The following is a 26195-nucleotide window of genomic DNA, read 5'->3' as shown; positions in this document are numbered from 1 at the left end:
TCGAGACGTGTGCCACGTCACTGACGTGGCACACAAATTCCATCAGCCGCCGACCTTCACTACGGTCTTGCCGAAGTTTTTGCCGTTCAGCATATCGATAAACGCCTGTGGCGCGTTCTCTAATCCCTCAATCATGTGCTCGCGATAGTGGATCTTTTTGCTCTCCACCAGCGGCGTCATCGCCTTCAGAAACTCAGGGTAGCGGTCGCCGTAATCCTGGAAGATGATAAAGCCCTGCATACGGATACGACGTTTCAGGATACCCGCCATGATCAGAGAGGTTCTGTCCGGGCCTTCCGGCAGCTCGCGCTGGCTGTACGCCGACACCAGACCACAGACCGGCACGCGCGCGGCGGTGTTCAGCAGGGGGAACACGGCATCAAAGACTTTACCGCCCACGTTTTCGAAATAGATATCGATGCCATCCGGGCAGGCGTTCTTCAGCTGCTCTTCAAAGTCAGCACTGTGGTGATCGAGGCAGGCATCAAAGCCCAGGGTTTCGATGGCATAACGGCATTTTTCTTCACCGCCCGCCACACCGACCACGCGACAGCCTTTCTGTTTCCCCAGCTGACCCACCGTTGCGCCGACCGGACCGGTTGCGGCGGCGACCACCAGGGTTTCACCGGCTTTCGGCTGGCCGATGTCCATCAGGCCCATATAGGCGGTAAAGCCTGGCATACCGAGAATGCCCAGCGCCCAGGAGGGGTTGGGCAGGTCGTTGCCCAGCTTCGCGATCTCTTTGCCATCGGAAACGGCATACTCCTGCCAGCCATTCTGCGACAGGACCCAGTCGCCTTTCTGAAACTCGCTGTTTTTTGATTCGGCCACCTGACAGACGGTGCCGCCCACCATCGGCTGATCCAGCTCTGCTGGCGGGGCGTAGGATTTCCCCTCATCCATCCGGCCACGCATGTAGGGATCGAGCGACAGGTAGATCGTCTTCAGCAGAATTTCACCCTCTTTCAGTTCCGGCACGGGCTGAGCCACATGGCGGAAATTCTCTTTGGTCGGCTCGCCGTGTGGGCGTGAAGCCAGTAACCAGGCGTGATTCTGAGGCGCGTGTTCAGTCATATTGTCATCCTTTTATGGCCTGGCAATGCACAGGGCATCGCCGTATGAATACCGAAAAAGTGTAGATGACGGAGAGGGGAATGCCTTTAGCACGATGAGCGGCAATCTGCTGCCCGCCATCAGCCAGCGCAGCCTTGCGGACGGGGCGACACTGCGTCTGTCAGGCGATGACGGCCCCTTGCCCGGACGGCGTGATATTCACATTCGCTTGCAAAATCGCGCCCTGATTAATCTGCTTCACGCGATTCTGCAGCGCATCCGGGGCCACGGGACGGGCGGATGAGTGTGATAGAACTCAGTAAACAGAGAGGAGAGAGAACCATGCACATTCAGCACATGCGAATCGCACGGCCGGTAACCAGCCTGACAGAAATGTCTCAGCGCTATTGTCACGGGTTAGGATTGCAGAAAATCGGTGCCTTTACCGACCATGAGGGATTCAGTGGCGTGATGCTGGGCGCGCCGGGTCTGGCCTGGCATCTGGAATTTACGCAGTCACTTACGCATCCCCTGACGCCGTCACCGTCGCAAGAGGATCTGCTGGTGCTTTACCTGCCGCATCGGCCTGACTGGCTGGCCCGTTGCGCTGCGATGGATAAGGCAGGATTCCGGCGGGTGCCTTCTTTTAATCCTTACTGGGATCGGCAGGGCGTGACATTCAGTGACGATGATGGTTATCGTGTGGTGATTCAGCATGCAGCCTGGCATGTCGAAAGCTGATCTTTTAATGAAACGGAGTGTCCCCTGAACATACTTTGCTTCCACACCGCGGCCAGTAACATTGCGATTTTTGATGCTGCTGCCGCCTCGCTGGTGCGTCACACCCCGCCGCTGAATCATCTGGTCATGCCTGCACTGCTGGCTGAGGCCGAAGAGCGCGGCGGGATGGACAGTGACTTACGTCTCAGGATGGCCCGGCTGATTGAGGGCGTGCTGCCGCAGTTTGATGCCATTCTGATCACCTGTTCGACGCTGGCCCCGGTAGCCGACGCTTTCCCCGTGCAGGAAAGGGTCATGCGCACCGACAGAATGCTGGCGGAGGCGCTGCATCGCCAGGCGGGGCTTGCGGTGGCGCTCTGCGCGGCAGAATCGACCGTGGCGGCCACCCGGGCGCTGTTCTGTCAGCCCGGCACGCAGGTGAAGACGGAGCTGGTGGCGGGGGCATGGGATGCCTTTAAGGCGGGTAACACGACCCGCTATTTTGACCTGATTGCGGCGGCGGCAGAACGGGCCTATCAGCAGGGCGCGGTGGCGGTGGCTCTGGCGCAAAGCTCAATGACGCCGGTGGCACAGCGGTTTCCCGCCACACAGCGTCCGCTCACCGGCCCCGATCTGGCGCTGCAGGCCTGCTACGATCTCAGATAACCGTGACACCCTGCCGGGTCAGCGCCTGCTGTAACGGCTCATCCGGCGGCGTTTCAACGACCAGGGTTGAGGCAAGCGACAATCCGCCAATGGCAAAGGGAGAGGCGGCGTTCAGCTTCTCTGCTGACGCCAGCACCACGGTTTCCGCTGCGCGTCCGGCTAATGCTCGCTTCACGGTGGCCTCTTCAAAATTACCGGTGGTCAGCCCGGCAGCCGGGTGCACACCGGTGACACCCATAAAGAAGAGATCGGCGTTGATGCGACTTATCGACTCCAGCATTGCGGCGCCCACCGTCACCACGGAGTGTTTATAGAGCTGCCCGCCAATCAGGATAATCTCCACCTGCGAATGATCGACCAGCGCCAGTGCCACGCTCGGGCTGTGCGTCACGGCGGTAAAGCTCAGCGTCGGCGGTAAGCGTCGCACCAGTTCCGCGCTGGTGGTGCCGCCATCAATGAGTACGATCTGCCCCGGCTGGATCAGCGAAACCGCCTTTTGCGCGATCGCCTGCTTCGACGCGGTCTGCACGTTTTTGCGTGTTTCAAAGGTGCCCAGCGCGGCAGAGACCGGCAGGGCACCGCCATGCACCCGCTGCAGCAATCCCTCCGCCGCCAGCTCACGCAGGTCACGGCGGATGGAGTCCTCAGAAAGGCCGAACCGCTGGCTGAGCTCGCGCGACTGCACCTGTTTTTCACGGGCGAGCAGCGCCAGTATTGCCTGTTTCCGCTGGCTGGAAAGCATCGTTGTCCTCTGCATGATTTTTCTTGAATGTGCACGATTGTGCATGATAGCGTGAAGGCTGTCTATCACTCCCGGAGCCTGTCATGCCGCAAGCCTCTTCCCGTGTGCGTATCCTCAATGAGCAGTTGCTGTCAGATAACTGGTATACCCTGAAAAAATATACGTTCTCACTGCTGCGCCGCGATGGTCGCTGGCAGGAGCAGAGCCGTGAAGCCTATGACCGTGGTAACGGCGCGGCGATTCTGCTCTACAACCGTGAAAAACGCAGCGTGGTGCTGACCCGCCAGTTCCGTTTCCCCATCTTCCTTAATGGACACGATGGCTTCCTGATCGAGGCGGCGGCTGGCCTGCTGGATAACGCGTCGCCGGAAGCCCGGATTGTGGCAGAAGCCGAAGAGGAGACCGGATATCGGGTAACCCGGGTAGAGAAGGTGTTTGAAGCCTTTATGAGTCCCGGCTCCGTTACCGAGAAGCTCTATTTCTTTATTGCCGAATATGGGGATCAGCCGCGTAGCGGTGAGGGCGGCGGCATCGAAGAGGAGGGCGAGGATATTGAGGTGCTGGAGCTTGATTTCGACCAGGCGCTCAGGGCGATTGACCAGGGCGAAATTATGGATGCCAAGACCATCATGCTGCTGCAGCATCTGCGGCTGAAGGGCATTTTATAAGTTAACCGGCAGACCCCTGTATAAGCGGTCTGCCGGGAAAGGCTTACTGATCCTGGGTCAGAATGCCTTTTACGTCATGCGGTTCGGAGCGCAGATACTGAGGTGGCACCTGCACCTTGCCATCCAGCGCGGCGGCCGCATGCCATGGCCAGCGCGGGTCGTAGAGGATCCCGCGCGCCAGAGCCACCAGATCGGCTTCGCCCTGTTGCAGCAGATCCTCGGCCTGCTGTGGCTCAGTGATCAGGCCGACCGCGATCACCGGAACGGAAACCTGCGAACGGATATCGCGGGCAAACGGAACCTGGTAATTAGGGCCGACGCTGATTTTCTGATCTTCCGACAGTCCGCCACTGGAGACATGGATATAGGCGCAGTTCAGCGCTTCCAGCTCACGCGAGAAGGCGATGGACTGGTTGATTTCCCAGCCGCCTTCGACCCAGTCCGTCGCGGAAATGCGAACGCCTACCGGCAGTGAGGCCGGAACCGCGTCACGAACCGCCCTGAACACTTCCAGCGGAAAGCGCATACGGTTCTCCAGCGATCCGCCATATTCATCGGTGCGCTGGTTCGACAGCGGAGAGAGGAACTGATGCAGCAGATAGCCGTGCGCGGCATGGACTTCGATAAGATCCAGCCCCAGACGCTCTGCACGCAGGGCGCTCTCCACAAAGGCCTGCTTCACCCGGGCCAGGTCATCGGCGCTCATCGCGACCGGTCTGACTTCATCCGCGCTGTAGCTCACGGCTGACGGGGCAATGGTCTGCCAGCCGCCGGCATCCGGTGCAATCTGTTTGCCGCCTTCCCAGGGCACCGCGCACGACGCTTTACGTCCGGCATGGCCCAGCTGAATGCCCACCGGAATCGAGGAGTAGCGGCGCACATCCTCCAGCACCGTTTTCAGTGCGGCTTCATTCTCATCATTCCACAATCCGAGATCGCCGGGAGAGATGCGGCCAATGTCTTCTACCGCCGTGGCTTCGATAATCATCAGGCCTGCGCCGGAAAAAGAGAGCTGACCCAGGTGGATGCGGTGCCAGGCTGTAGCATTACCGGCTTCGGCTGAGTACTGGCACATCGGCGCAATCACAATGCGGTTATCCAGCGTAAGGTCGCCCAGTGAGACAGTGGAAAAAAGTTGGCTCATGTGATCTCCATGGTGTTATGACGAATGTGACAGGCAATAACTATAGCGGGGGATTGAGGAGACCGTGGGTAATGCAACGTGACATTTTGTGATTGTGTCCCGGCGTCGGGGAGCAAAAGACCCTGCTGCGACAGCCACAGGGTCTGAAGCGTAACGTTACACCTGCGCCATTCCGCCATCGACAAACAGTTCTGTCGCATTGATAAAGCTGGCGGCATCTGACGCCAGGAAGGCAACGGTTCTGGCCACCTCCTGCGGCTCACCCAGGCGACCCAGCGGTATCTGCGCAGCCAGCGCATTAAACAGGCCCTGACGCTGATCCTCACTGACCAGCCCGCCCAGGCCCGGAGTACGGACAGGGCCGGGACTCACCACGTTCACCCGGATGCCGCGATCTTTCAGATCCAGCGCCCATGAACGGGCAAAGTTGCGCACGGCGGCTTTACTGGCGCTGTAGACACTGAAGGCTGCGGTACCCTGAGCCGAGGCGGTAGAGCCGGTAAGAATAACCGACGCGCCATCAACCAGCAGTGGCAGCGCTTTCTGAACCGTAAACAGCACGCCGCGTACGTTGGTGTCGAAGATACGATCGAAATGCGCCTCTGTGATCGCCCCCAGCGGCAGCATGTCGCCCCCGCCGGCGTTGGCGAACAGGATATCCAGATGGCCCGACTGAGACGCAATCCGGGCATACACGTCGTCGAGATCGTGCAGCTGTGACGCATCGGCCCGGATACCGGTGACCGTTCCACCGATGTCCGCGACGGCGGCATCCAGTTCCGCCTCACGGCGACCCGTAATAAAGACCTGCGCGCCCTGTGACGCCAGTTCCCGTGCGGTGGCCAGGCCAATTCCGCTTGTTCCGCCTGTTACCAGGGCAATTTTTCCTGCGAGTGATGCGCTCATAAAGTCGTCTCCGGAGTCGGTCAGTGAATGAGGATAAGCTTCCCGGTCAGCGTCGCTGCCGGACAGGGGGCCACTGTAAAAGAGCGGGATTGACTGATAAATCCGCTAAAATGAAAATGACTATCCACACGGGTGGACAATAGGGACAGAGAATGGATCAGTTGCTGGCGATCAGAGCCTTTTCACGGGTGGTAGAGAGCGGCAGTTTTACCCGTGCTGCAGATACGCTGAACATGCCGAAAGCGACGGTGAGCAAGCTGGTGCAGGAGCTGGAGGAGCATCTCTCCGTCAGGCTTTTGCAGCGCACCACGCGGCGCGTGACCGTGACTGCGGAAGGGCGGGAATATTATGAGAAGGCGCTGCGTATTCTGCACGACCTTGAGGATGTGGATGCCTGTTTTAATGCACTGCGCAGTAAGCCACGCGGGCAGTTACGCATTGATGTCGGCGGTTCGACTGCCCGGGACGTTCTGATTCCGCTGCTGCCCGATTTCTTTGCCCGCTATCCTGATATTACGCTGGATCTCGGCGTTTCGGATCGTCCGATCGACCTGATCAGTGACAATGCTGACTGTGTGATCCGCGGCGGTCCGCTGATGGACTCCTCTCTGATCGCCCGTCTGATTGGGCACGCCACGCTGATCACCTGTGCAACGCCCGCCTATCTGAAAGCCTTTGGCGTACCGGCCTATCCGGATGAACTGCGCAACGGTCACCGGCTGGTGAGCTATCTCTCTCCGCAGACCGGCAGGCCATTTCCGTTTCGGTTTGAACGTGACGGGGAAAAAATCGAGGTAACCAGTGCGCATCGCATTGGCGTCAATGAGAGCAACGGGCATCTGGCTGCGGGGCTGGCCGGTCTGGGGATCATTCAGACGTTCAGCTATTCGCTGTCGTCGATTCTGCGGCAGGGTGAGATGGTGGAGATCCTGCGCGACTGGCGTCCTGCCGGGTATCCGTTTCATCTGGTTTATCCGCAGAACCGGCACGTCACGCAACGCCTGCGGGTGTTTATCGACTGGCTGGTGGCCTGTTTTCCGGCGCGAATAGCGGGAGAGGCCCAATCCGGCACCTGAATGCCGGATTGGGCAGAATCAATCAGTTGCCGCGATAGGTTGAGTACCCAAACGGGCTCAGCAGCAGGGGGATATGGTAGTGCTCACCGCTGGCTTCCATGTTGAACTCCACCGGGATCTCCGGGAAGAAGGTTTTCTGGCTGCTCTTCTTATAAAAATCACCGGTTTTGAATACCACGCGATAGCTGCCGGCGCTGGCCGTTTTGTCCTGCGGGAACAGGGCGCTGATGCGGCCATTGTTATCCGTCACGCCAGAAGCCAGTTTCACCCAGTTATCCTGCTGCTTCTGATCCAGCTCGACTTCAATGCCCGCGGTGGGCTGACCGGTCTGCAGGTTGAGCACGTGTACGCTCAGTGGATTTTTCGCAGCGGCAGGCTGAGCGGCGACAGCAGATGCGCCAGAGGTCATCAGTAAGGTGGCAATCAGAGCCGTTGTCTTTTTCATCAATGTTTCCTTTATTGACTGTTGGAGTGCGTGTTGTTTTGCTGAAGCGTAATCGGGCTGAGGCGAAAGGGACATTTAACGGCGCTAAATGTGAAATTTCCCAGAAGCGCATGCCTTTTAGTTACATCATACATACTCTCTTTCGTTACCTGAGTTGAGCTCTGTGCTGACATCGCTAATCAGGATGAAACGGCGGCCAGAAAGTATGTAAAAGGAGAGGGCAGCAGAATCGCAGGGTGGGAAAACAGAGACAGAAAGCGTGACAGCGTCACATAAATCCGTCAGGTGTCAGAGTTTTATTCCGTTGCAGTTCCCGGATTGTAGCCTCTGATGGCTGATAAAATCCAGCTGATTCAGAGGGATGAGAGGATTCAGGGCCATGCTCACCGAACGGCCCGTAAACCACGCGGTTTGCGTCATCGGGCCGGTATGCCTGCGCGACGCACGCTGAATGCTTTGCCTGTCAGGGCGTCATCTTCGCCCGTTACTGAACTGGCCGTGAAACAGAATCCGTTGTCAGCAGAGGTAGTCAGGATGCATTTACCCAGGATTTTACCGGCATCATTATCCGCAAAGCAGCAAAGTCACGCACACACGCCAGAAGCGCTGGCTTTCAGGGACGCCGGGAATAGTGGTGATGGCTGCGAAAGAGGAATCATCGGGTGAAGCGGACATTTTTCGGAGAGTGCGAAGAGATTGATAAGGCTTCAGTGGAGGCAGCACAAAACAGTGGAAGCGAAGAATCGCCTGATGTTAATCAGCAGACGTGCCGGAAGATGAATACGCGGAAAGTTATCGTCGCTAAGGGAACAGCCGGTATCGGGTTGACCGGGAATCATAATTGCCTCATCAGACGGGCAGGAACGAAGTTAGCAGCAGCACGGCAGGGAACGAGATAAAGCAGCCACAGCCGTTATCAGATATCTTATTTAACATAATATACATTATGCGCATATTTATCATTATCAGGGTTGGGCCTCACTGTTTACCTTCCGGCACCGATCCTGGCTGTTTTTTGCCTGGCCGTAAATCTCTGTGCAACTCAGCCTCATCATCTCACCACCACGCATCCGCTTTTCTGAATGCCATGTGGTTTGCTGCGCATCCGTCCGGCATTCTCTTCGCAGCCTGATTCACTCGCTCTCTTCAATGTCCGATGCCGAAGATATCACATCCGGCTTCATCTTTATGGCTAAGTGAATGAATTGAGCGCTCACGACATGCTGCGCGCTCAGCTTTTCAATCGCTCTTCACCTTGCTCTGGATTGTGCGTCCGGTCTGTACATCTCTGCACTTTGCTCGCTTAACGCCATCCGGCGGCTTTCCGCACTCCGCAAGAGACGTCGCTACGTGAAAATTAGCGCTCTTATCAGGGCTGACGGCCACAAAAATGCTGTAAATGCGTCTCCTGAACGCCTGCTTTTTCTCTCGCTCAGCTGCACCAACAACGCCTGGTCCTGCACACATCCGCGCATCGTCATGATAAAGCCTGCCGCATCGGCCGCGCCTGTTGATGACCTGCAGAGATTCGGTCAGGGACAGCCGGTTTTGATAAGACGTTTACGGGAGACAAAAAAACATAACATCCCTGCTCTGTCTGTTCAGTAATCAGCCTTACTGGTTTATTAAAACCGGCCAGAGCAGCCAAACGTCAATGCGCGGCGATTATTTTATACAAAAGCTGAATAATCATTTCCTGCGTAAAATTAAATAGAGAATTAATGACAATGCTGAAAACAGAACAGATAACACGCGCTAAATTACTGATTTAGATCAATATTTCTAGCAGATGCGTCAATTAACATCTTTGTTACCAGGACTTTTCTTAATAAAAGGATTTCCTGAGCGATGAATAGTATTTTTGAGGTTCTGACTCAACAGGATTAGAAAAATAACCAACGGGTATTAATAAGAGGGCTTGCATTAAGAGCGACAAAAACAGGTATTCCTCAACCACAATCCGGCGTCAAAAATATACAAAAAATGACACTGATCAAAATTCGCGCATATTTAGCTTTGCGTGCGGAATTTTTATTGATCAAAACAGCGTTATTTGCGAAATATTCCTAACAGACGTAAAAAAATCCAGGTCTCTCAGTACGACTGAGTGGGCGGCAGACGTTTTTGTCCCGAATTTTCAATCAATATTACGCCAGGCCACAGAGGAGGTGCGTTAAGAAAAATCCGAATGCAGGAAATAGCGGGTAATTTTCATCGCCTTGAAACGCGGAGATTTTTATCGATAAAATAAATACAACTCTCGCAACAGCATCAGAATATTATGATAAAGATAACCAGAGAGGAAATTCGCTGCGCCAGTTGTAAATATGGCTGTGATCTCGCCCATCGCGCATCAGACATTTATAACCGATGTCCGCTGCAAAAAATTACCACCTGGCCCGGAGGAAATCATTTTTTCTCTTCATCCCTGCTTAGCATGGTGGCGGGTAAATATGAAAGCATCTTTTGCCGGGGATGCATATTTGTTGACTTCTCAAGAGAGAATATCAGGTATTTTACCAACAGTAACTGGATTGAATATTTAAAAAACACCGGATTGATGCTGATTATCGTCAGCGATCGCTATATGCAATCCCTTGCCGCGTTCTGGCAAAAAGAAGACCTGCGTATCCAGACCGTTATTTATGCCGATCAGTCGCGTGAAGAGATAAGCCGTCAGATCAATGGCTGCTATTTCGGCCTGAAGGGCGACGTCAGAAAAAAAGTGAATGCGTTTAAACAGGATGAAGTTCAGTTCCTTGACCTGGCAGTGAATGGACTCTCACTGCCGATTATTGCCAGAGAAATGGGAGTTGAAATCAAGCGTGTTTATAACATCAAAGAGGCTATTCGCCGGAAAATGGGCATCAGCCTCAACCAATTGCTTTCCGTATAACGATGATAAAGGAGTATGACATGAACACCCATTTCAGAACGCTTAATCTTGCGGTGTTAATCAGTGCCGCGCTGGTTTCAGCCAGCGTCTCTGCGGCTTCTGATAACACCATTAACTTCCAGGGCGAAGTGACCACCGAAACCTGTTCGGTGTCGGTGAACGGTAACAACGCTTCACCTGTCGTTCTGCTGCCAACGGTCAGTACGTCGGACCTTGCGGCCTCAGGTGCGACTGCGGGCGAAACCCCCTTCACCGTGGGCGTAAGCGGCTGTACCGGTGACAGCACCAAGACCACGAAAATCTCCACGGTCTTCGTGGGCAATAACGTCAGCGCTGCCGGCAACCTGTCGAACACCGGCACCGCGAAAAACGTTGAGGTTCAGATCCTCGACCCGAAAGATACCGTCGTCGATCTGACCAGCGGTTACACCGGCAGCGGCGATATGACGCTTCAGGCAGGGGAAACCTCAGGCTCAGCCACCTACTCTGCCCGCTACTATGCATCAGGCACACCAACGGCCGGTACCGTGACCGCATCACTGCAATACGCCGTGACTTATCAGTAATCGTTTTCGTGCGTATCCGGTATCCCGGGTACGCACGCCACGCTTGAGATCTCTGACATGTATTCACGCATTGTGCTCTACCCCTCACTGTTCGTCATTTTCATTCTGTTGATGACGTTTATTTCGGATAAAGTCCAGGCGAGCGTCACGATTCTGGGTAGCCGTATTATTTATCCCGGCAATGCTCTCTCCGTCGATGTTCAGTTAAAGAACAACGATAATATTCCGTATGTTATTCAGGCCTGGTTTGATAATGGCAATATGGATTCGCAACCGGGCGATAAGAGTGACGTGCCTTTTATTATCACCCCTCCGTTATTCCGGATTCAGCCTCTGACCGGTCAGGTGCTGAGAATCCGCTTCACGCCAGAGGCCTTCTTACCGCAGGATCGCGAAACGGTCTACTGGTTCAACTCCCTGCAAATTCCGCCCGCCAATATTCAGGGCGAGTCAGGCCGTAACAGTATCGTTTTAATGTTACGCAACCGCATGAAACTCTTCTACCGGCCTACGGCGATTGGTCAACCGGGGGATATTTTCAGCGGAATAAAAATAACGGCGAAAAAAGAGGGCCTCGAAATCAATAACACCCAGCCCTGGTTTTTCTCGCTGACCGACGTAACGCTAAAAACAGCAGACAAAAAAATAGCCTGCGACGCCGATATGATTGCGCCCTTCTCAAAAAAAATTGTCAGGTGCAAAGCGGCAACGCACGCGTTACCCGCGAACAGCGTGGTCTCTCTTTCAGCAATGAATGACCAGGGAGCGAAAGTCAGTGAAGATTATCCGCTTGCAGCCAGGTAATATCTGCACCCTTTTTTTACCTCTCTGTGCCTCCTTCACTTTTTCAACGTATGGACACGCTGAGGAATATTATTTTGATCCTTCGCTGTTTAAAGGTTCGGCTTTTGGCCAGAACATCGAACAGTTTAATCATCAGACGATTGCTCCCGGCAGCTATTATGTCGACATTTATCTCAATAATAAGCTGATCAAAAGCGGTGTCACCCTCACCTTTTTATCAGCAGAAAAAGGTCAGCCCATTGAACCCTGCCTTCCCCTGAAGGTGGCGGAATCATTGCGCCTTAAGTCACTGAATAAAACCGCAGCCAGCGAGCAATGCCAGCCTTTGCGTCACTGGTCCTCCGCGGCCAGCTGGCAATTTGATCAGTCATCACTGCGGCTGCAATTGACGATTCCGGATGCGGAGTTAATCCGTCTGCCTCGCGGAACGATCCCCGTTTCCGAGTGGGATAAAGGCATCACCGCCCTTTTCATCCGGCATAACACCAACTACAGCTGGACGGAAAATAGCGCCTCCGGTTACCGATATCAGTATCTCTGGAGCGGTGTCACGGCGGGCACCAATATCGATAACTGGCAGCTGCGCCATCAGGGCAATCTGCGGGTTATCGACAATAACGTCACCGGCAGCGACGCGCGTTATACCACGGTCAGAACCTGGCTTCAGCGCCCCATCGAACCGCTGAACAGTGTGCTGACCGTTGGCGACAGCTACACAGAAAGTTCGCAGTTTGGCAGCCTCTCCTATAACGGGATTAAGCTGACAACGGATGAGAGGATGCGTCCGCAAAGCCGTCGGGGGTACGCGCCGGAGATCCGGGGCGTGGCCTCTTCGAGCGCGCGGGTTATCGTCAGGCAGCTCAATCGCGTTATTTATGAGACCAGCGTGGCTCCGGGGCCTTTTGTCATTAACGATTTGTACAATACCCGCAGCCAGGGCGATCTCGACGTGGAGATTGTTGAAGCGAGTGGCAAAACGTCCTCGTTTACCGTCCCCTATGCCTCGGTGCCCGATTCGGTCAGGCCGGGTAACTGGCACTACTCCGTTGCCCTGGGACGGGTGCGACAGTTCTACTCCGTCAATAACACCTTCTTTGAAGGATTGCTGCAGCGCGGTATCAGCAACCAGCTGACCGCGACGGCCGGTTCGCGCCTGGCTGAGGATTATCAGGCCTGGCTGCTTGGTGGTGTCTGGAGCTCTGCGGCGGGCGCCGTGGGACTGAATACCACCTTCTCGGATGCAAAGGTGGCACAGAACCAGACTGCCACGGGATGGCGCGCCGAACTGAGCTACAGCAAAACCTTCACCACCGGCACCAACGTGGTCCTGGCTGCCTATCGCTACTCGACCAGCGGTTATCGCGACCTGCAGGATGTGCTGGGCGTGCGTCGCCAGCAGGATGGTGGCCTCAGCTACTACTCCGACACGCTGCATCAGCGTAATAACTTTTCTGTCACGCTGAGTCAGACAATGGCTGACTATGGCTTGATCAGCCTGAGCGCCAGCACAGCGGATTATTACAATAACCGCTCCCGCATTACCCAGCTTCAGCTCGGTTACAACAATAGCTGGCATAACATCAGTTACAGTCTCAACGTCGCCCGCCAGCGCACCACCTGGAATAGCGATCGCTTCGGGCTGAGCCTGGACGATGGCGATAATAGCTACCGGGAGAAGTACACCGAGAATACTGTTGCCCTGAATGTTTCCGTCCCGCTGAACTGGAGCAATCACAACGCTTCCGTGGCCTATAACTACAACCAGTCTAAAGAGACGCGCAATTCCACGCTCTCACTCACCGGTTCGTCGGGCGAGAATAATCAGCTCTCCTGGTCGCTGTATGGCGGAACCGGGCAGACGCAGAATAGCGGCAGCCAGCGCGCCTCGTTTGGCGGAAACGTGCAGCAGAATACCCGCGTGGGCGGCGTCAGAGCGAACTATGGACAGGGTGATAACTACCGTCAGGCGGGTCTGGGTCTGTCGGGAACGTTGCTGATCCATTCCGGCGGCATTACAGCCGGCCCCTATACCAGCGACACCTTTGCGCTGATTCATGCGGAAGGTGCTCAGGGCGCCAGCGTGCGTAACGGTCAGGGCGCGGTTATCGATCATGCGGGTTACGCCATCCTGCCTTCGCTCACGCCTTATCAGGCGAATACCGTCAGCCTGGATACCCGCTACATGAATAGCGATGCGGAATTAAGGGGCGGCAGCCAGCGCGTGGTGCCCCATGCCGGTTCCGTGACGCGGATTAATTTTGCCACCCTGCAGGGCAAGGCGGTGTTGATCGCGCTGAAGAGTGACGATCAGGACATTCCGCCGATGGGGAGTGAAGTCCGTGACGCGGATAATACCGTCATCGGCATTGTCGGTCAGGGCGGACAGGTCTATGCCCGCGTTCCGCATGACTCCGGCACCTTACGGGTCAGCTGGCAAAATAAAGGCCATAAAACCTGCCTCGTTAATTATCAGATAACCGGACGCGTGAATGAGAATATCGTTCGCCTGGATGCCGTCTGCCGCAAGGGTGAATAGCGTGAGAATCGAAAAATTACTCCTGTACATCGTGTTACTGCTGCTTAATGTGCCCGCCTGGGCGAACTGCAGCGTGGTCACCTCCACCTCTTCGCTCTCTCAGAGCGCCATCGCGGCGGGCTACACCGCCGCCAGCTGGACGGGTGCCTGCGACACCTGTTCCGGGAATGTCGGGCTGCCGTCCGTGATCAGCATTAACAGCGGAAAGACCTTTCAGCCCTCCGGCACCCTGCTGGCCAGCTCGGTGGGGAGCTTTCTCTCCTCGGCCAGTAACGTTCCCTACTCGGCTAATCAGATTCTCTACCGCTGCGCCGTGGCGGATGCTGACAGCCTGTATGAGATGTACGCCACCAACGGCGACAGTCCCTATGCCGGGCAATACGTTACGTCTGAAGTGGACGGCGCTTATTATGATGTCGCCGCAAATGTCGCGGTCAGGCTGACTAACCTCTCAACCGGCGAATATTACAGCCGCTACTGGAAAGCGCGTCAGCTGACGGCCAGCGACTGGTATTCCGATGGCACCTATATCTACATCCCGGCCAGCGCCTTCAGCAATGTGCTGTATGAGATGTTTAAAATTGACTCAACCCGCTATTACGCCAGCAACAGTAATCGCTACGTGGACACCTGGACACAGCCGCGGGGTTACATCGCTTTTAAAGGTCCGGGACTCGACACCAATAGCCTCCAGGTGGGCCAGGACAGCCTCTCTTACTGGTACGGCTGGTACCGTAACTGGCCGGCAGCGTGGAGCACCTACTCTAACGTCACTTATGTGCGCGGCGCACTGTGTGAAGTTCAGGATTATCCCTCGGTGGTACTGCTGCCTACCGTGAGCGTCAGCACCCTCGCGGCAGGCGGAAAAAGCCAGGCTCCGTTTACGATCTCCATTCAGTGCGAATCGGGCGCACTCTCCGGCACCGCCACGTCGACGACCACTTCGGCCAATGTCGCCATGGGCTTTCTGGTTAACCAGTCTAATGCGGTTATACAGGCGAGAAATCTGGGGCTGACCACCTCGGGCGGCGGGTTAACCTGGCTGCTGGATACCCATTATGGCAGCAGTACTGCCGCCTCCGGCGTCGGTATCAGAATTTATGACAGCAACAATACCCCCATCAATTTACTGCCGGACCGTGCCAGCACTGGCACCGGCAACAGCCGCGGCTGGTATGCCTACAAAGATTTAACCTCGCAGGTCTCCTCCGGAGGCAGTGATATCTACAGCGGTGATTTTACCGCCTCCCTTGAAGCCATCAGCGGGCAAACCCTTACAGCAGGAGCAGTGAATGCGCAATTACAGGTTGTGGTCAGTTTTCAGTAACCTCATTGTGTTATCTGGCGTTCTGCTCTCGTCCAGCGTCTGGGCAGTGGTCAACGTGGATAAGACCCGGATTATCTTTAATCAGGCCGATCTGACGCAGTCGATTAACGTCGTCAACAGCGGCAACACCGAGACGTTTCTGCAACTCTGGACGGATGATGGCAACGTGACGCTGTCACCGGATGCCAGCATCACGCCCGTGCTTGTCTTGCCGCCAGTGGTAAAAATGGTTCCGGGCGAGATGCGATCGCTGCGCCTGATGCTGACCTCGCGCGATGCGCTGCCCGCCGGTAAAGAGAGCCTCTTCTGGCTGAATATTTACCAGATTCCGGCGCTGAAAAAAGCGCCTGACGCGGCTGAACGCAGAGTCGTGCTGCCGCTGCGAATCCGGCTGAAGATTTTTATCCGGCCTGCGGGACTTCACGCGCCTCAGGCGACCGACCCGGAAAAGCTTCGTTTCGCCGTCACGGGAGATAAAATCACGATAACCAACCCGACGCCCTGGTTTATGAGCCTGAACGTCAAACCTCAAGGTCAGGCAGCGATTAAAAACCTGTTGATCGCCCCGCACGCGGAACTGCAGGCAGAGAGTCAGGCCGCGCTCTCTCACGGAACGGCGCTGAACTATACGGTTATCAACGACCAGGGCATTCCGGTTAACTACACCACGGCTTTTAAGTGAATGTTTTGCAGGACAATGGCGTCCCGGCACGCTAAAGTTGCCTGTTTCGGTTTGCAGGCTGGATGAGGGAAAATGAAACGTTTATTTGTTTACGGCACGCTCTGCCCTGGACGTGAAAATGCGCATATCCTGGAGAATATCGGCGGAGAGTGGCTCGCCGGTTCGGTCACGGGCACCTTCTATGAACGCGGCTGGGGGGCAGCGGCTGATTTTCCTGGCATTATTCTGGATGAGCACGGCCCGCAGGTGCCGGGTTTTCTCTTTACCTCCGATAAGCTGGCGGCTCACTGGCCGATGCTGGATGCGTTTGAGGAAGGCTATGATCGCGTCGAAGTGTGCGTTTCTACCCACGATAATCAGCAGCTCAGCGCCTGGATCTATCAGCTTCAGCCCCGTGAACAGTGCTGATACCCCCTGATCTGCAATTCGCGCCCTGCTTCCGGGCGCGATTCTGTCAGCCCGCTCTGTCTGATCCCGCCTCCCTTTTCTGTCAGACCTTACAAACAGGCATGATGTCGAATCTCAGTTATAGGAAGAGATCTAATGTATGATGTAACTAAAATAGATTGCCGTTAAGACCTGTTCCGGGCCACCAGCCTCTTCAGACCACCAGCCCGCGTTTCTACCCTTTCATTCCGGCCAGCGCTGATGCGGAAACAGCGAGACCCGGATGTTAAACAGGTGGATCAGGGGCGCGACGGCTTCACTCTCCTGCCGGGCCAGGGGCTCCAGACGCAGCAGCAGCAGATCAAGCTCCTCCAGCAAATCCTGATGCGGCGTTAACTGCAGTGATTTCATCTTGCGCTTCAGATAGAGCGCAAGCTCGTGAAACATCTGCCCGCTATCAATCCCATGCCGTTCCAGCACCTCGCGATAGCGCGCATAAAAGTCATAGCAGTTCGCCCCCAGCCAGGTTTCCGTAATCAGATAGCCCCCCACCACGATATCCGGCACCGGGTCGAGCCGTTTCCGCGGCAGAATGATATTCACCCTGTCGAGCATGCGTGCAATAAACTGCTGCCGTGACAGCAGCGTGGCGGCGTTACGCTCCACCATTTTGATAAACCCTAACAGATCGCGCAGGCCGCGCTGTACCGCTCTTCGCGCTATCCATGAAGGTCGTTTGTTGCGGATCAGCGCCGTCAGCACAACGGCAAACATAATCCCCACCATCGAAGAGATCGCCGCATTCAGGGTAACGATAAGATTGGGCACGAAGTGGTGACTCAGCCCGATAAAGCCGGGGATCTGAATCGCCACGCTCAGCCCGATCAGGTTGGTGGCCGGATTCGCAATCACCAGACTCAGCAGCATCAGACCGGGCAGCAGACAGATCATCAGCGCCTGTAAGGTGTTCGCCTGCGGGATGAGAAAAGCGATGTAAAACAGGCTCACGACCAGCGCAATCATCACCCCTTTGACAAACAGCTTCATCGGCGTCACCGGCGAATCGACACCGGCAAAAAACGAACTGATAATCGCCGCCATCAGCGGTGCGTTCGCCCCGTCGGGCCAGCCGCTGCCAATCCAGAAGAGACTGGAGAGAAAGGTCGCCAGAAAAGCCGTCAGCGCCGACAGCCTCAACAGCCCTTTGTCGATATGGCGATGCTCACGGATATTACGGATAGCCGCTCCGTCGCCATGACTGTAGAGATCCCCGGCACGGGCGCTGACATTCTCATAGGCATCGGCAATGCGCACAAAGTTTGCCAGCCGCTCCAGCAGCCCGATCAGCAGCAGGCTCTCCTCGGTCGCCAGTTCCCCTGCCCGCCACGACTGCTCAAGGTTCGCCTGCCCGGCATTGATCGCCTCACGCAGCCCGTTAATGTCATTGACGCGATCGTGATGCAGCCACAACAGAAACTGCTGAAACACATCGGTCACGCACGCTGGAAAACGAATGTTCAGCTCCGCCAGTACGCCCAGCCGTGACTCAATCGCGGTGAGCGTCGGCAGCAGATAGGTCAGATGCTGATACTGCACGCTGACCAGACGGATGACGTTACGCGCCGCCTCCCCCTCATAGACACAGTGGGTCAGCAGCGTTTCAACGTTCAGCGGATAACCGGCCATCTGAATCAGGATATCTTCCCGCTCCAGTGATTTGTTCTTTGCCATTCCGCTGATCAGCTCATCGCATAGCCTGCGCGCATTCTGAAACCAGAGATTCACGCTCTGGCCGAGCAGATGATGCATCGACACCGGAAACACCAGCCGGTGAACCAGGGTGCTGCAGAGAATGCCGAGCGTGATCTCCTCAATACGTGAAATGACCGTATTGATAATGGCTGACGGCGTATCCACGTCGGGAAAGCCCATAATGGCGGCGCTATACCCGCCCAGCATAAAGATGTAGCTCTTGGGCGTGCGGTCATGCAGCGAGAGATAGAGGCAGACCGTTACCCACAGTGACACGCAGAGGCTGAACAGAACCGGCGACTGCACCGTTTCGGGGTAGATCAGCAGAATAAAGAGGCCCCCCAGCAGCGTACCCAGCAGACGAAACAGGGATTTCGACACGGTTGAGGCCGCATAGAGCTGTGAAGTCACAAAAACGGTCGTGAGCGCCCAGGCAGGTTTTTCAAAATTAAGAAGCAGCGCCACAGAGAGTGCAATAAACGCGGCAAGAGAAGTTTTGCAGGCAAACAAAACCGCGTTTTTGGTAAACCATTTCATCGAATGAGAGCAACCAGGAGCTTTCTGAGGCGCGTATCCTGACAGATGCGCCTGCGTTTTACTCTCAGTTAAATTATACAAATTATTACCGGCCTGACGGGGCCGGTTTCAGGGGAGACAGGTCTGTTTCGGGCGGGATGAAAAGCGGCTAGCGACGCGTCAGCGCCAGACGGATGCCCAGCCCGATAAAGGTAGCACCCACCACCCGATCGAGCACCTTCTGCAGGGTCTGATTCTTCGCAACGGCGCCGGCGGCACCGCCTGCCAATAGGGCAAACAGCACATCCGTTATCAGGCCCGTCAGCGCATAGGCCAGACCCAGCAGCAGAAAGGAGACGGCATGATGATCGCCCTCCACCGTCACAAACTGAGGAAAGAAGGCGATGAAGAACAGCAGCACTTTGGGATTGGTTATCGAGGTAATAAAGCCGCGCAGCAGCAGCTGACGGGTTTCGGTCTGTGCGACCGCCTCCGCGCCCTCCGGCCTGACGACGTGACGGACGCGGAACGTCGCCACGATCATCTTCGTCCCCAGATAGATCAGGTAGGCTGCACCCGTATATTTAATGACGGTGAACAGCAGCGGCGAGGCTGCAATCAGCGCCGTTAAGCCCAGCGCACTGGCAACCGCATGCGTACAGCTTCCCAGCGCCACGCCCGACGCCGAGAGAACCCCGGCCTGTCGCCCCCGTGCCACACTTTGTCCGACAACATAAGCGAGATCGGGGCCCGGCGTAATGCAGAGCAGCACCACCGACGCCAGAAACAACGGAAAATGAACAATATCCAGCATGAAAACTCCTGACAGCAATAAGATTTAACCTTTCGTTAACTTATCAGCCCGGACGCCCTTTTCCAAATGCCATCATCCTCTTACCGGTGTGCGCGCTCTCCATCACGTTCTGTGCCGTAACCGCTCCAGCATGATCAGGGAGTGACTGAAAATGGCGTCGGCGATGTGCTGCGGAAAATCGGCGGGCAGCGCATCCCGCACCGAAACCACCGCCTGGGGAAAAGCATGGATAAAGAAGTCAAAAATCTCCTCCATACTGGCCGGATCAAAACTGACGCGCTTTGCCGTGGCGATAAAATGGCGCGGATAGATTTTGTCGATCGCCATCTTTTTACCCTTGGTGGCGCACAGCCCCATCGCCAGTTTCAGCGCCCGCTTGTTGAGGCCGGTGCCACCCAGTACCGGGTAGGCTGAGATGACGTCATAAAATGGCGTCAGCCGGTAACTGCCGCCGCGCTTAATAAACAGGGAGAAGTTTTTTGCATGGCCATCGGTTGCGCCGATCAGCCACTGGAAAACCTGAAACTGCATAAAGCGGTAGCGATCCGCTATCGCCTGGCTGGAGCCCATCAGCAGCTGCATGATCGTCTCTATGCCCGGCCCGCCGTCTGACTCATATTTGGTTGAGGATGGCAGCCCCAGCGCCTGGCAGATATCCTCCTGCGGCAGCCGGATCAGCCGGGTCTTATCGCGGGACCAGCGCCGGTCAAACCGCTCCACCGCCAGCGCCCGCATCGCCCCGGCGCGGATAATGGTCGCCTGCGGCACCGCCATTCCCAGCGCCCGGGCCAGCGCCAGACAGAGATACTCATTCTCCACGCTTTCGCGCATATCCAGGGTGGCGGCAGGCTGCTTAATCTCCCCGATGGGCAGCTTGATGATGTGGGAGGTGGGCGTCGCCCCGGCCGGAATGCTCCAGCCCTCATCGGTCAGCAGCAGGGCCGTTTTCTCCTGCGCGCCGGCCACCGAGATGCGAAAATCGATCTCTTCACGCAGCATCCCCAGCGGAATATCGGACTGATAGGCCGACAACACCTTCTCCAGCCGCGCCTCATCCAGCACCTCATAGCGTGCCTGCAGCGGCGGCAGCGGCATCTCCGGCGGCAGCAGCATGGTCGCGCCGACGCTGTCTCGTCCCACCTCCTGCAGCAGATCAAACGGCTGGCGGGATTTTATCTGATAGCGCGCCACAATCCGGTCACGGATCGCCGGGCTGTCAGGCAGCAGGTTATCGAAAAAGTTAATCACGGCGGCGGAGGTGATCGGCCTGACCTGCAGCGGCATAGAGAGGGAAAGGGGACGCGCCAGCGGACTGCGCAGCCAGCCTGCATCATACTCAAATTCATGTGCGCCGTTTCGCTGCCGGGTCAGCACCCCCACCCGCTCGCCGTTCATCCAGGCCATCAGCTTCTGCATTACCAGTCATCCTCGTCATTGAATGGCGCTGGCGCCGGTGCCGCTTTTTCCTGAACCTCCAGGCTCAGCTCCAGCGACTGCAGCAGCTTAAACAGCGTTGCCAGTGAGGTGCTGTCAGGTGCATTTTCAAAGTGAGAGATCGTCGCCTGCTTAAGGCCCACTTTTTTTGCCAGCTCACTCTGCGTCCAGCCGTTGCGCTGGCGGATAAGTTTCAGCCGGTTTGCCAGCTGAATCGGACTATATATCATGGGTGACTCCTTCTGGATCACAGAGGGTAAGCATAGCGCAGCTGCATTATCCCCGAAAGGGTATAAATGTGCATTTATCCCCTTTAACGGATAATTTGCTTTTTATACCCTTAAGGGGATAAAGAGAGTTTTATCCCTTATGAGGGATAATTCAGGACGCATAATCCACGGAGAAGAGAGGAAGAGAATGAGCAGATTCAGCATCACCCATCAGATCAGCGAGCAGGACCGTGAAGCACTACTGGCGGGACTCGGCGGGTACAACCGGCAGTTTATCCAGACTGAGAACTGGGGGCCGCTGTCGGTCATGCATCGCGACACACAGGGGACATTACGGGGCGGATTAATCGCGTCCCGCAAAGGAAACTGGCTCTGTATCGATTTTCTGTGGGTGGACGAGACGCTGCGGGGCAGCGGTCTGGGCAGTGAACTGCTCAGCGCGGCGGAACAGGCGGCGGTGGCGGACGGATGTCTCTGTGCGCTGGTGGATACGTTCAGCTTTCAGGCGCTGCCGTTCTATCAGAAGCAGGGATATCAGCAGCAGATGTCCCTGCCCGACTTTCCGCAGACCGGCATGCAGCGTCACTATCTGACGAAGAGACTCCGGCCGGCATAATTACACAAATACGTATCGCGCTGGCGTGACAGGGTCACAGCCCGGCGATGCGGCGCAGGTCTGCTTCGGCACCGGGTGCCACGGCAAGCACCTGCGCACCGCGGGTAAGGCGGTCGCCTTCAGTATTAAACGGGTGATACCAGCCGCCCGCCTCTTTCACCAGGCAGTAGCCCGCCAGACAATCCCAGGCGTGCATATAGGGCTCGTAGTAACCCACTACCCGTCCGGCGGCCACCCATGCCAGCATCAGCGCGCCGGAACCCAGTCGGATAAAGTTACCGCCTGCCGTCAGCAAAGCGGCCACGATCTCGCCAACCTGCTGCGGGGTCACGTGACTGTTCGCCCCGAATCCGGTGACGTGGTTTTGCAGCGTGCGCGCCGGATCGACGGCCAGACGGCAGCCGTTGAGCGTCGCGCCCTGCCCCAGCGCCGCGACGTAGCATTCATCATAGAGGGGGGCAAAGATCACCCCGATGACCGGCAGGCCGCCGCGCAGCACGGCCACCGAAACACACCAGTTTGGCATTCCGTTCAGAAACGGGCTGGTGCCATCGATAGGATCGACCACCCAGGTGTAGTCCGATGCTCCCGGCTGCAGACCGCTCTCCTCACCCAGAAATCCATCATCGGGAAAGGCGGCGCGGAGATGGGCCGCGATCTGCTGCTCCACGTCGCGGTCAGCAATCGAGACCACATCCTGCAGATCATATTTGGTTTCCACCACCAGCGTCTCGCGACGGTTAAAGTAGGAAAGCGCGGTCGCGCCGCCTTCACGGGCAACGGCCTCAGCGACAGCCAGACGCGCCATTATTTCATCATGTGATGCCATGCCAGCTCCTCAGTTTTAATCAGATTCGTGCGCGAGCAGGGCCAGCCCCTGCGCCCTGAAGTTAACGCCAACCCTGGTGGCGAGCGGGAGACGCTGCTCCATCAGCGGATCGATAATGAACAGCGCGCCCAGTTCAGTGGCCACTTCATATTCGATATGGTCACCCAGCCAGGTGCTGTGGGTGATCTCCCCCTGCAGTGCGCCCTGTCCGTCGCCGGAGAGGGTCATGAAGCGGGGCCGCACCGCCAGCTGAGCCGGGCCGGTCCGCACCCCCGCACCGGGCAGCCGGAAGCGCTGCGTGCCGAGACGGACCAGCGTCTCTTCCGCGCCGGCCTGCTCTACCTCGCAGGGCAGAATGTTCGCCTCCCCCATAAAATCCGCGATAAAGACCGAACGGGGGGAATGGTAAAGCGTCTCCGGCGTCCCCTCCTGAGCAATATCCCCCTCTTTCATGACAATAATTTTATCGGAGACCGCCAGCGCCTCCTCCTGGTCATGGGTGACATAGACCGCAGTAAAGCCGAGCCGCTGCTGCAGATCGCGGATATCGGTGCGCACCTGACGACGCAGACGCTCATCCAGGTTCGACAGCGGTTCATCGAGCAGCAGCACCTGCGGCTCCAGCACCAGCGCGCGCGCCACCGCAATGCGCTGCTGCTGCCCGCCGGAAAGCTCCGAGGGCAGCCGCTGCCCCTGACTCTCCAGCCCCACCAGCTTCAGCCCCTCACGCGCCCGATCCTGCGCCTCGCGCCGGTTCATGCCCGAGGCATTCAGCCCATAGAGAATGTTGTCGAGGGCGTTCATGTGCGGAAACAGCGCGTAGGATTGAAACACCATCGCCACGTCCCGCGCGTTGGCGGGCAGATGGGTAACATCCTTACCGCCTATCAGGATCCGGCCCGCGTCAGGATGTTCCAGCCCGGCCAGCAGCCGCAGCGTGGTGGTTTTGCCGCAGCCGGAGGGCCCGAGCAGCGTCACCAGCGTGCCGGGCTCCACGGTGAGCGACAGATCCGGCACCGCACTGAAGCCGGCAAAACGTTTTGTGACATGGTCAAAAACCACCGATCCGGCCTGATGTGTCGTCATACGGTGCTCTCCTGAGTCAGGGTGGATGCAGAGGGAGTGGCGGCGAGGGCCGCCGGTCGGGTGACACGGCGCAGGCGGCGTTCGCCCACCAGCAGCTGGAAGAGACCAATAATCAGCAGCATCACCAGGATCAGGACCGAGGAGTAGGCAATGGCGACGCCATATTCACCGTTCTCCACCAGCCCGACAATGTACGAGGTCGCCATGTTGTACTGCGCGCTGACCAGGAAGATCACCGCGCTGATGGAAGTAATGGCGCGCACAAAGGCATACACAAGCGCCGCGCTGATGGCCGGTTTCAGCAGCGGCAGCACCACCTTGCGCAGGGTACGGAAACTGGTTGCGCCCAGCGTGAGTGACGCTTCATCCAGGCTTTTATCCAGCTGGCTCATCGCCGCAATGCCGCCACGCACCCCGACGGGCATGTTACGAAAGACAAAACAGGCAATCAGGATCATCGCGGTGCCGGTTATCTCCAGCGGCGGCAGGTTATAGGCCATGACATAGCTCACGCCGATAACCGTACCGGGAATGGCAAAGCTCAGCATCAGCATGAACTCAAAGGTCTGCCGTCCGGCAAAGCGCTGACGCACGATCAGCCAGGCGGTCAGCAGCCCGACAATCGCCGTGAGGGGGGCCGCAATCAGGGCAATCTCCAGCGTCGTCCAGAAGGAGTTCCACGCCACGCCCTGCCAAACCAGCTCCCCCTGAGTGAGGGTGACACGGAAGGCGCGGATGTAGTGATCCAGCGTCAGGCTGTTGTCGAGCCCCCAGGAGTGGACAAAGCCACCAATGAGGATCATGCCGTAGATCACCAGAGTAAAGAGCCCCCATGGGATCACCATCCCGTATACGCCAAATCTGACCGGACGCGGCAGCATGGCATGACGGCCGCCGTCGCCTTTCCCGGTGACGGTGGTAAAACTTTTCCCGGCAAGCCAGAGACGCTGCAGCAGAAAGGCCGCCAGCGTGAAGGCCAGCAGGATCATCGCCAGCACCGCCGCGCGGCTCGGGTCGTTTTGCGCGCCGACCACTGAAAAGAAGATCTCTGTAGAGAGCACGCCGTGACTGCCGCCCAGCACCATCGGATTGCCGAAGTCCGCCATGCTTTCGATAAAGCTGATGAGAAAGGCATTGGCCAGCCCCGGAGCCATCAGCGGCAGCGACACGCGGGAGAAGGTCCGCCAGCGGCTGGCTCGCAGCGTCTGCGACGCCTCCTCCAGTGAGGGACTGACGCCCTCGACTACCCCGATCAGCACCAGGAAGGCCACCGGCGTAAACGAGAGCACCTGCGCAATCCAGATCCCGGTCAGCCCGTAGAGCCAGCGTCCCGGCGCAATGCCGAACAGCGACGCCAGCGACTCGGTGACCACGCCAGAGCGGCCAAACAGCAAAATCAGCGCCAGACCGATGACAAACGGCGGCGTGATAATCGGCAGAACGGTGAGCATCCGCAGCGCTTTCTTACACGGCAGTGCCGTGCGCGTCGCCGCCAGCGCAAACGCCAGCCCCAGCAGCGTCGAGCCGCTGGCCGTCATCAGCGCCAGTCCCAGCGTTCGCCAGGCCGTCCCGCAGTTGCCGCCGGTAAAACAGCCGAGGCTCCAGATGGCCGGGTCCTGCAGGCTGGCGATCAGCCCATCGGGTTTGAAGCTGCCATCGCTGTCCTGCACCGCGGCGACAAACAGGCTGAGCACCGGATAGAGCACGAAGGTGGTGACCAGCGCCACCAGCAGCACAATCGCCGCTACCACAAAGGCGTCGCCTTTCAGGACACCGCGCTCTGCCAGCGCAAAGGCAAAGATCAGCAGAAAAACGGTCAGCAGCAGTAAGGCCCCGGCGCCCATGGCGGGCTGTCCCTGAGCCAGCGGCCCGGTAAGGTGCTCCAGCCACAGCCAGTTCCAGCCGCTGAAACCAATGGCATGCCCCTCCAGCAGCAGAAACAGGATGCCGGAGACGCTGAACAGCAGCAGCAGCGTGCTGCGGGTCTGGCCGGGAGGCAGAAAGGCGCAGGCGGTAACGCCTCCCCACAGCGCCACGGCGACCAGAAGCCAGGGCTGCTGAGCGAGCTGCCACAGGGCCGGTGCACTGTTCTCCTCCGCAGAACGAAAGAGCCAGTCACCCGCAAAGAATCCCTGCTCCAGGCTGTACCAGGGCAGCAGCGTCAGGGCCACGGCCCCCGCCAGCAGCGCGCCGGTTAAACGGCGATTGTGCGCATTCATACATCACCTCGATTGGAGAAGCGGACAACTGGCTGATGCCACCGCGGTTCGGCTCGTGCCCGGCGTCTGATGGCCGGGCAG

General features: G+C 57.3%; 25 protein-coding genes. 13 read left to right on the top strand and 12 right to left on the bottom strand.

Annotated features, from left to right (window positions below):
* Window positions 1-42: 42 nt before the first annotated feature.
* Complete coding sequence (locus tag OJ965_RS11875) at window positions 43-1074, bottom strand: NADP-dependent oxidoreductase (protein ID WP_058958212.1); 1032 nt, start codon at window positions 1072-1074, stop codon at window positions 43-45.
* 94 nt (window positions 1075-1168) lie between these two features.
* Here OJ965_RS11875 and OJ965_RS11870 point away from each other — a divergent pair, with 94 nt between their 5' ends.
* From OJ965_RS11870 to OJ965_RS11860, 3 genes are all read left to right on the top strand, one after another.
* A complete protein-coding gene (locus tag OJ965_RS11870) occupies window positions 1169-1357 on the top strand; it encodes a hypothetical protein (RefSeq protein ID WP_265135843.1) in 189 nt (62 codons plus the stop codon).
* Window positions 1358-1395: 38 nt separating this feature from the next.
* Window positions 1396-1794 (top strand): VOC family protein, encoded by a 399-nt coding sequence (locus tag OJ965_RS11865; RefSeq protein ID WP_265135841.1) that lies wholly within the window; start codon window positions 1396-1398, stop codon window positions 1792-1794.
* A gap of 126 nt (window positions 1795-1920) precedes the next feature.
* On the top strand, window positions 1921-2439 hold the full coding sequence (locus OJ965_RS11860; RefSeq protein WP_420874794.1) for a glutamate racemase: 519 nt from the start codon (window positions 1921-1923) through the stop codon (window positions 2437-2439).
* Here OJ965_RS11860 and OJ965_RS11855 read toward each other — a convergent pair.
* Window positions 2432-3181, bottom strand: coding sequence for a DeoR/GlpR family DNA-binding transcription regulator (locus tag OJ965_RS11855; RefSeq protein ID WP_265139270.1), 750 nt, complete (start codon window positions 3179-3181; stop codon window positions 2432-2434). The two genes, OJ965_RS11860 and OJ965_RS11855, sit on opposite strands and share 8 nt — an antisense overlap.
* A gap of 83 nt (window positions 3182-3264) precedes the next feature.
* Between OJ965_RS11855 and OJ965_RS11850 the strand changes: the two genes are divergently transcribed.
* Complete coding sequence (locus OJ965_RS11850) at window positions 3265-3849, top strand: NUDIX domain-containing protein (protein ID WP_140028542.1); 585 nt, start codon at window positions 3265-3267, stop codon at window positions 3847-3849.
* Window positions 3850-3892: 43 nt separating this feature from the next.
* Here OJ965_RS11850 and OJ965_RS11845 read toward each other — a convergent pair whose 3' ends face one another.
* Window positions 3893-4993 carry an NADH:flavin oxidoreductase/NADH oxidase gene (locus OJ965_RS11845; RefSeq protein ID WP_265135838.1) on the bottom strand — a complete coding sequence of 367 codons (1101 nt, stop codon included), beginning with the start codon at window positions 4991-4993 and terminating at the stop codon, window positions 3893-3895.
* A gap of 156 nt (window positions 4994-5149) precedes the next feature.
* Window positions 5150-5899 carry an SDR family oxidoreductase gene (locus OJ965_RS11840; protein WP_265135837.1) on the bottom strand — a complete coding sequence of 250 codons (750 nt, stop codon included), beginning with the start codon at window positions 5897-5899 and terminating at the stop codon, window positions 5150-5152.
* Window positions 5900-6051: 152 nt separating this feature from the next.
* On the opposite strand from OJ965_RS11840, the gene OJ965_RS11835 reads away from it, so the two are divergent.
* Complete coding sequence (locus OJ965_RS11835) at window positions 6052-6975, top strand: LysR family transcriptional regulator (RefSeq protein WP_265135836.1); 924 nt, start codon at window positions 6052-6054, stop codon at window positions 6973-6975.
* A gap of 22 nt (window positions 6976-6997) precedes the next feature.
* Here OJ965_RS11835 and uraH read toward each other — a convergent pair whose 3' ends face one another.
* Window positions 6998-7420, bottom strand: a complete 423-nt coding sequence (gene uraH / locus OJ965_RS11830; protein ID WP_111208419.1) for a hydroxyisourate hydrolase — start codon at window positions 7418-7420, stop codon at window positions 6998-7000.
* A gap of 2281 nt (window positions 7421-9701) precedes the next feature.
* Between uraH and OJ965_RS11825 the strand changes: the two genes are divergently transcribed.
* From OJ965_RS11825 to OJ965_RS11795, 7 genes are all read left to right on the top strand, one after another.
* Entirely contained in the window at window positions 9702-10316 is a 615-nt protein-coding gene (locus OJ965_RS11825; protein WP_230200881.1) for a helix-turn-helix domain-containing protein, read from the top strand.
* A gap of 20 nt (window positions 10317-10336) precedes the next feature.
* Entirely contained in the window at window positions 10337-10882 is a 546-nt protein-coding gene (locus tag OJ965_RS11820; protein ID WP_009090205.1) for a fimbrial protein, read from the top strand.
* A gap of 57 nt (window positions 10883-10939) precedes the next feature.
* A complete protein-coding gene (locus OJ965_RS11815; RefSeq protein WP_265135830.1) occupies window positions 10940-11686 on the top strand; it encodes a fimbria/pilus periplasmic chaperone in 747 nt (248 codons plus the stop codon).
* Window positions 11658-14222, top strand: coding sequence for a fimbrial outer membrane usher protein (locus OJ965_RS11810; RefSeq protein ID WP_420874784.1), 2565 nt, complete (start codon window positions 11658-11660; stop codon window positions 14220-14222). Before OJ965_RS11815 ends, OJ965_RS11810 begins: the two co-directional genes overlap by 29 nt.
* 1 nt (window position 14223) lies before the next feature.
* The gene (stbD, locus tag OJ965_RS11805; protein WP_420874783.1) at window positions 14224-15549 is read left to right on the top strand and encodes a fimbrial usher protein StbD; all 1326 of its coding nucleotides are present in this window, start codon (window positions 14224-14226) and stop codon (window positions 15547-15549) included.
* Window positions 15515-16231 carry a fimbrial assembly chaperone gene (locus tag OJ965_RS11800; protein WP_265135828.1) on the top strand — a complete coding sequence of 239 codons (717 nt, stop codon included), beginning with the start codon at window positions 15515-15517 and terminating at the stop codon, window positions 16229-16231. Before stbD ends, OJ965_RS11800 begins: the two co-directional genes overlap by 35 nt.
* A gap of 72 nt (window positions 16232-16303) precedes the next feature.
* Complete coding sequence (locus tag OJ965_RS11795) at window positions 16304-16639, top strand: gamma-glutamylcyclotransferase family protein (RefSeq protein WP_140028550.1); 336 nt, start codon at window positions 16304-16306, stop codon at window positions 16637-16639.
* Window positions 16640-16861: 222 nt separating this feature from the next.
* Here the strand turns inward: OJ965_RS11795 and OJ965_RS11790 are convergent, their stop codons facing one another.
* From OJ965_RS11790 to hipB, 4 genes are all read right to left on the bottom strand, one after another.
* Window positions 16862-18907 carry an FUSC family protein gene (locus OJ965_RS11790; RefSeq protein WP_265135825.1) on the bottom strand — a complete coding sequence of 682 codons (2046 nt, stop codon included), beginning with the start codon at window positions 18905-18907 and terminating at the stop codon, window positions 16862-16864.
* Between the two features lie 148 nt (window positions 18908-19055).
* On the bottom strand, window positions 19056-19700 hold the full coding sequence (locus OJ965_RS11785) for a LysE family translocator (protein ID WP_265135823.1): 645 nt from the start codon (window positions 19698-19700) through the stop codon (window positions 19056-19058).
* Window positions 19701-19802: 102 nt separating this feature from the next.
* The gene (locus OJ965_RS11780) at window positions 19803-21116 is read right to left on the bottom strand and encodes a type II toxin-antitoxin system HipA family toxin (RefSeq protein ID WP_265135821.1); all 1314 of its coding nucleotides are present in this window, start codon (window positions 21114-21116) and stop codon (window positions 19803-19805) included.
* Complete coding sequence (gene hipB, locus OJ965_RS11775; protein WP_265135819.1) at window positions 21116-21364, bottom strand: type II toxin-antitoxin system antitoxin HipB; 249 nt, start codon at window positions 21362-21364, stop codon at window positions 21116-21118. Before hipB ends, OJ965_RS11780 begins: the two co-directional genes overlap by 1 nt.
* Before the next feature lie 187 nt (window positions 21365-21551).
* On the opposite strand from hipB, the gene OJ965_RS11770 reads away from it, so the two are divergent.
* Window positions 21552-21980, top strand: a complete 429-nt coding sequence (locus OJ965_RS11770) for a GNAT family N-acetyltransferase (RefSeq protein ID WP_265135817.1) — start codon at window positions 21552-21554, stop codon at window positions 21978-21980.
* Between the two features lie 34 nt (window positions 21981-22014).
* On the opposite strand, the gene OJ965_RS11765 is transcribed toward OJ965_RS11770, so the two are convergent.
* The 3 genes from OJ965_RS11765 to OJ965_RS11755 are packed head-to-tail and all read right to left on the bottom strand — an operon-like array spanning window position 22015 to window position 26114.
* On the bottom strand, window positions 22015-22809 hold the full coding sequence (locus OJ965_RS11765; RefSeq protein ID WP_265135815.1) for an inositol monophosphatase family protein: 795 nt from the start codon (window positions 22807-22809) through the stop codon (window positions 22015-22017).
* A gap of 15 nt (window positions 22810-22824) precedes the next feature.
* Window positions 22825-23895 carry an ABC transporter ATP-binding protein gene (locus OJ965_RS11760; RefSeq protein ID WP_265135813.1) on the bottom strand — a complete coding sequence of 357 codons (1071 nt, stop codon included), beginning with the start codon at window positions 23893-23895 and terminating at the stop codon, window positions 22825-22827.
* Window positions 23892-26114, bottom strand: a complete 2223-nt coding sequence (locus OJ965_RS11755) for an ABC transporter permease (protein ID WP_265135811.1) — start codon at window positions 26112-26114, stop codon at window positions 23892-23894. Before OJ965_RS11755 ends, OJ965_RS11760 begins: the two co-directional genes overlap by 4 nt.
* Between the last annotated feature and the right edge of the window lie 81 nt (window positions 26115-26195).

The sequence above is a fragment of the Pantoea anthophila genome (assembly GCF_026104315.1).
Lineage (GTDB): Bacteria > Pseudomonadota > Gammaproteobacteria > Enterobacterales > Enterobacteriaceae > Pantoea > Pantoea anthophila.
The sequence above is the reverse complement of the archived record's forward strand: the minus strand, read 5'-3'. Positions and strand labels throughout refer to the sequence as shown.

Bases quoted from the DNA above. Each gene is read 5' to 3' on its own strand.
- OJ965_RS11875 (WP_058958212.1), bottom strand. From the start codon at position 1,074: ATGACTGAACACGCGCCTCAGAATCACGCCTGGTTACTGGCTTCACGC.
- OJ965_RS11870 (WP_265135843.1), top strand. From the start codon at position 1,169: ATGAGCGGCAATCTGCTGCCCGCCATCAGCCAGCGCAGCCTTGCGGAC.
- OJ965_RS11865 (WP_265135841.1), top strand. From the start codon at position 1,396: ATGCACATTCAGCACATGCGAATCGCACGGCCGGTAACCAGCCTGACA.
- OJ965_RS11860 (WP_420874794.1), top strand. From the start codon at position 1,921: ATGCCTGCACTGCTGGCTGAGGCCGAAGAGCGCGGCGGGATGGACAGT.
- OJ965_RS11855 (WP_265139270.1), bottom strand. From the start codon at position 3,181: ATGCTTTCCAGCCAGCGGAAACAGGCAATACTGGCGCTGCTCGCCCGT.
- OJ965_RS11850 (WP_140028542.1), top strand. From the start codon at position 3,265: ATGCCGCAAGCCTCTTCCCGTGTGCGTATCCTCAATGAGCAGTTGCTG.
- OJ965_RS11845 (WP_265135838.1), bottom strand. From the start codon at position 4,993: ATGAGCCAACTTTTTTCCACTGTCTCACTGGGCGACCTTACGCTGGAT.
- OJ965_RS11840 (WP_265135837.1), bottom strand. From the start codon at position 5,899: ATGAGCGCATCACTCGCAGGAAAAATTGCCCTGGTAACAGGCGGAACA.
- OJ965_RS11835 (WP_265135836.1), top strand. From the start codon at position 6,052: ATGGATCAGTTGCTGGCGATCAGAGCCTTTTCACGGGTGGTAGAGAGC.
- uraH (WP_111208419.1), bottom strand. From the start codon at position 7,420: ATGAAAAAGACAACGGCTCTGATTGCCACCTTACTGATGACCTCTGGC.
- OJ965_RS11825 (WP_230200881.1), top strand. From the start codon at position 9,702: ATGATAAAGATAACCAGAGAGGAAATTCGCTGCGCCAGTTGTAAATAT.
- OJ965_RS11820 (WP_009090205.1), top strand. From the start codon at position 10,337: ATGAACACCCATTTCAGAACGCTTAATCTTGCGGTGTTAATCAGTGCC.
- OJ965_RS11815 (WP_265135830.1), top strand. From the start codon at position 10,940: ATGTATTCACGCATTGTGCTCTACCCCTCACTGTTCGTCATTTTCATT.
- OJ965_RS11800 (WP_265135828.1), top strand. From the start codon at position 15,515: ATGCGCAATTACAGGTTGTGGTCAGTTTTCAGTAACCTCATTGTGTTA.
- OJ965_RS11795 (WP_140028550.1), top strand. From the start codon at position 16,304: ATGAAACGTTTATTTGTTTACGGCACGCTCTGCCCTGGACGTGAAAAT.
- OJ965_RS11790 (WP_265135825.1), bottom strand. From the start codon at position 18,907: ATGAAATGGTTTACCAAAAACGCGGTTTTGTTTGCCTGCAAAACTTCT.
- OJ965_RS11785 (WP_265135823.1), bottom strand. From the start codon at position 19,700: ATGCTGGATATTGTTCATTTTCCGTTGTTTCTGGCGTCGGTGGTGCTG.
- OJ965_RS11780 (WP_265135821.1), bottom strand. From the start codon at position 21,116: ATGCAGAAGCTGATGGCCTGGATGAACGGCGAGCGGGTGGGGGTGCTG.
- hipB (WP_265135819.1), bottom strand. From the start codon at position 21,364: ATGATATATAGTCCGATTCAGCTGGCAAACCGGCTGAAACTTATCCGC.
- OJ965_RS11770 (WP_265135817.1), top strand. From the start codon at position 21,552: ATGAGCAGATTCAGCATCACCCATCAGATCAGCGAGCAGGACCGTGAA.
- OJ965_RS11765 (WP_265135815.1), bottom strand. From the start codon at position 22,809: ATGGCATCACATGATGAAATAATGGCGCGTCTGGCTGTCGCTGAGGCC.
- OJ965_RS11760 (WP_265135813.1), bottom strand. From the start codon at position 23,895: ATGACGACACATCAGGCCGGATCGGTGGTTTTTGACCATGTCACAAAA.
- OJ965_RS11755 (WP_265135811.1), bottom strand. From the start codon at position 26,114: ATGAATGCGCACAATCGCCGTTTAACCGGCGCGCTGCTGGCGGGGGCC.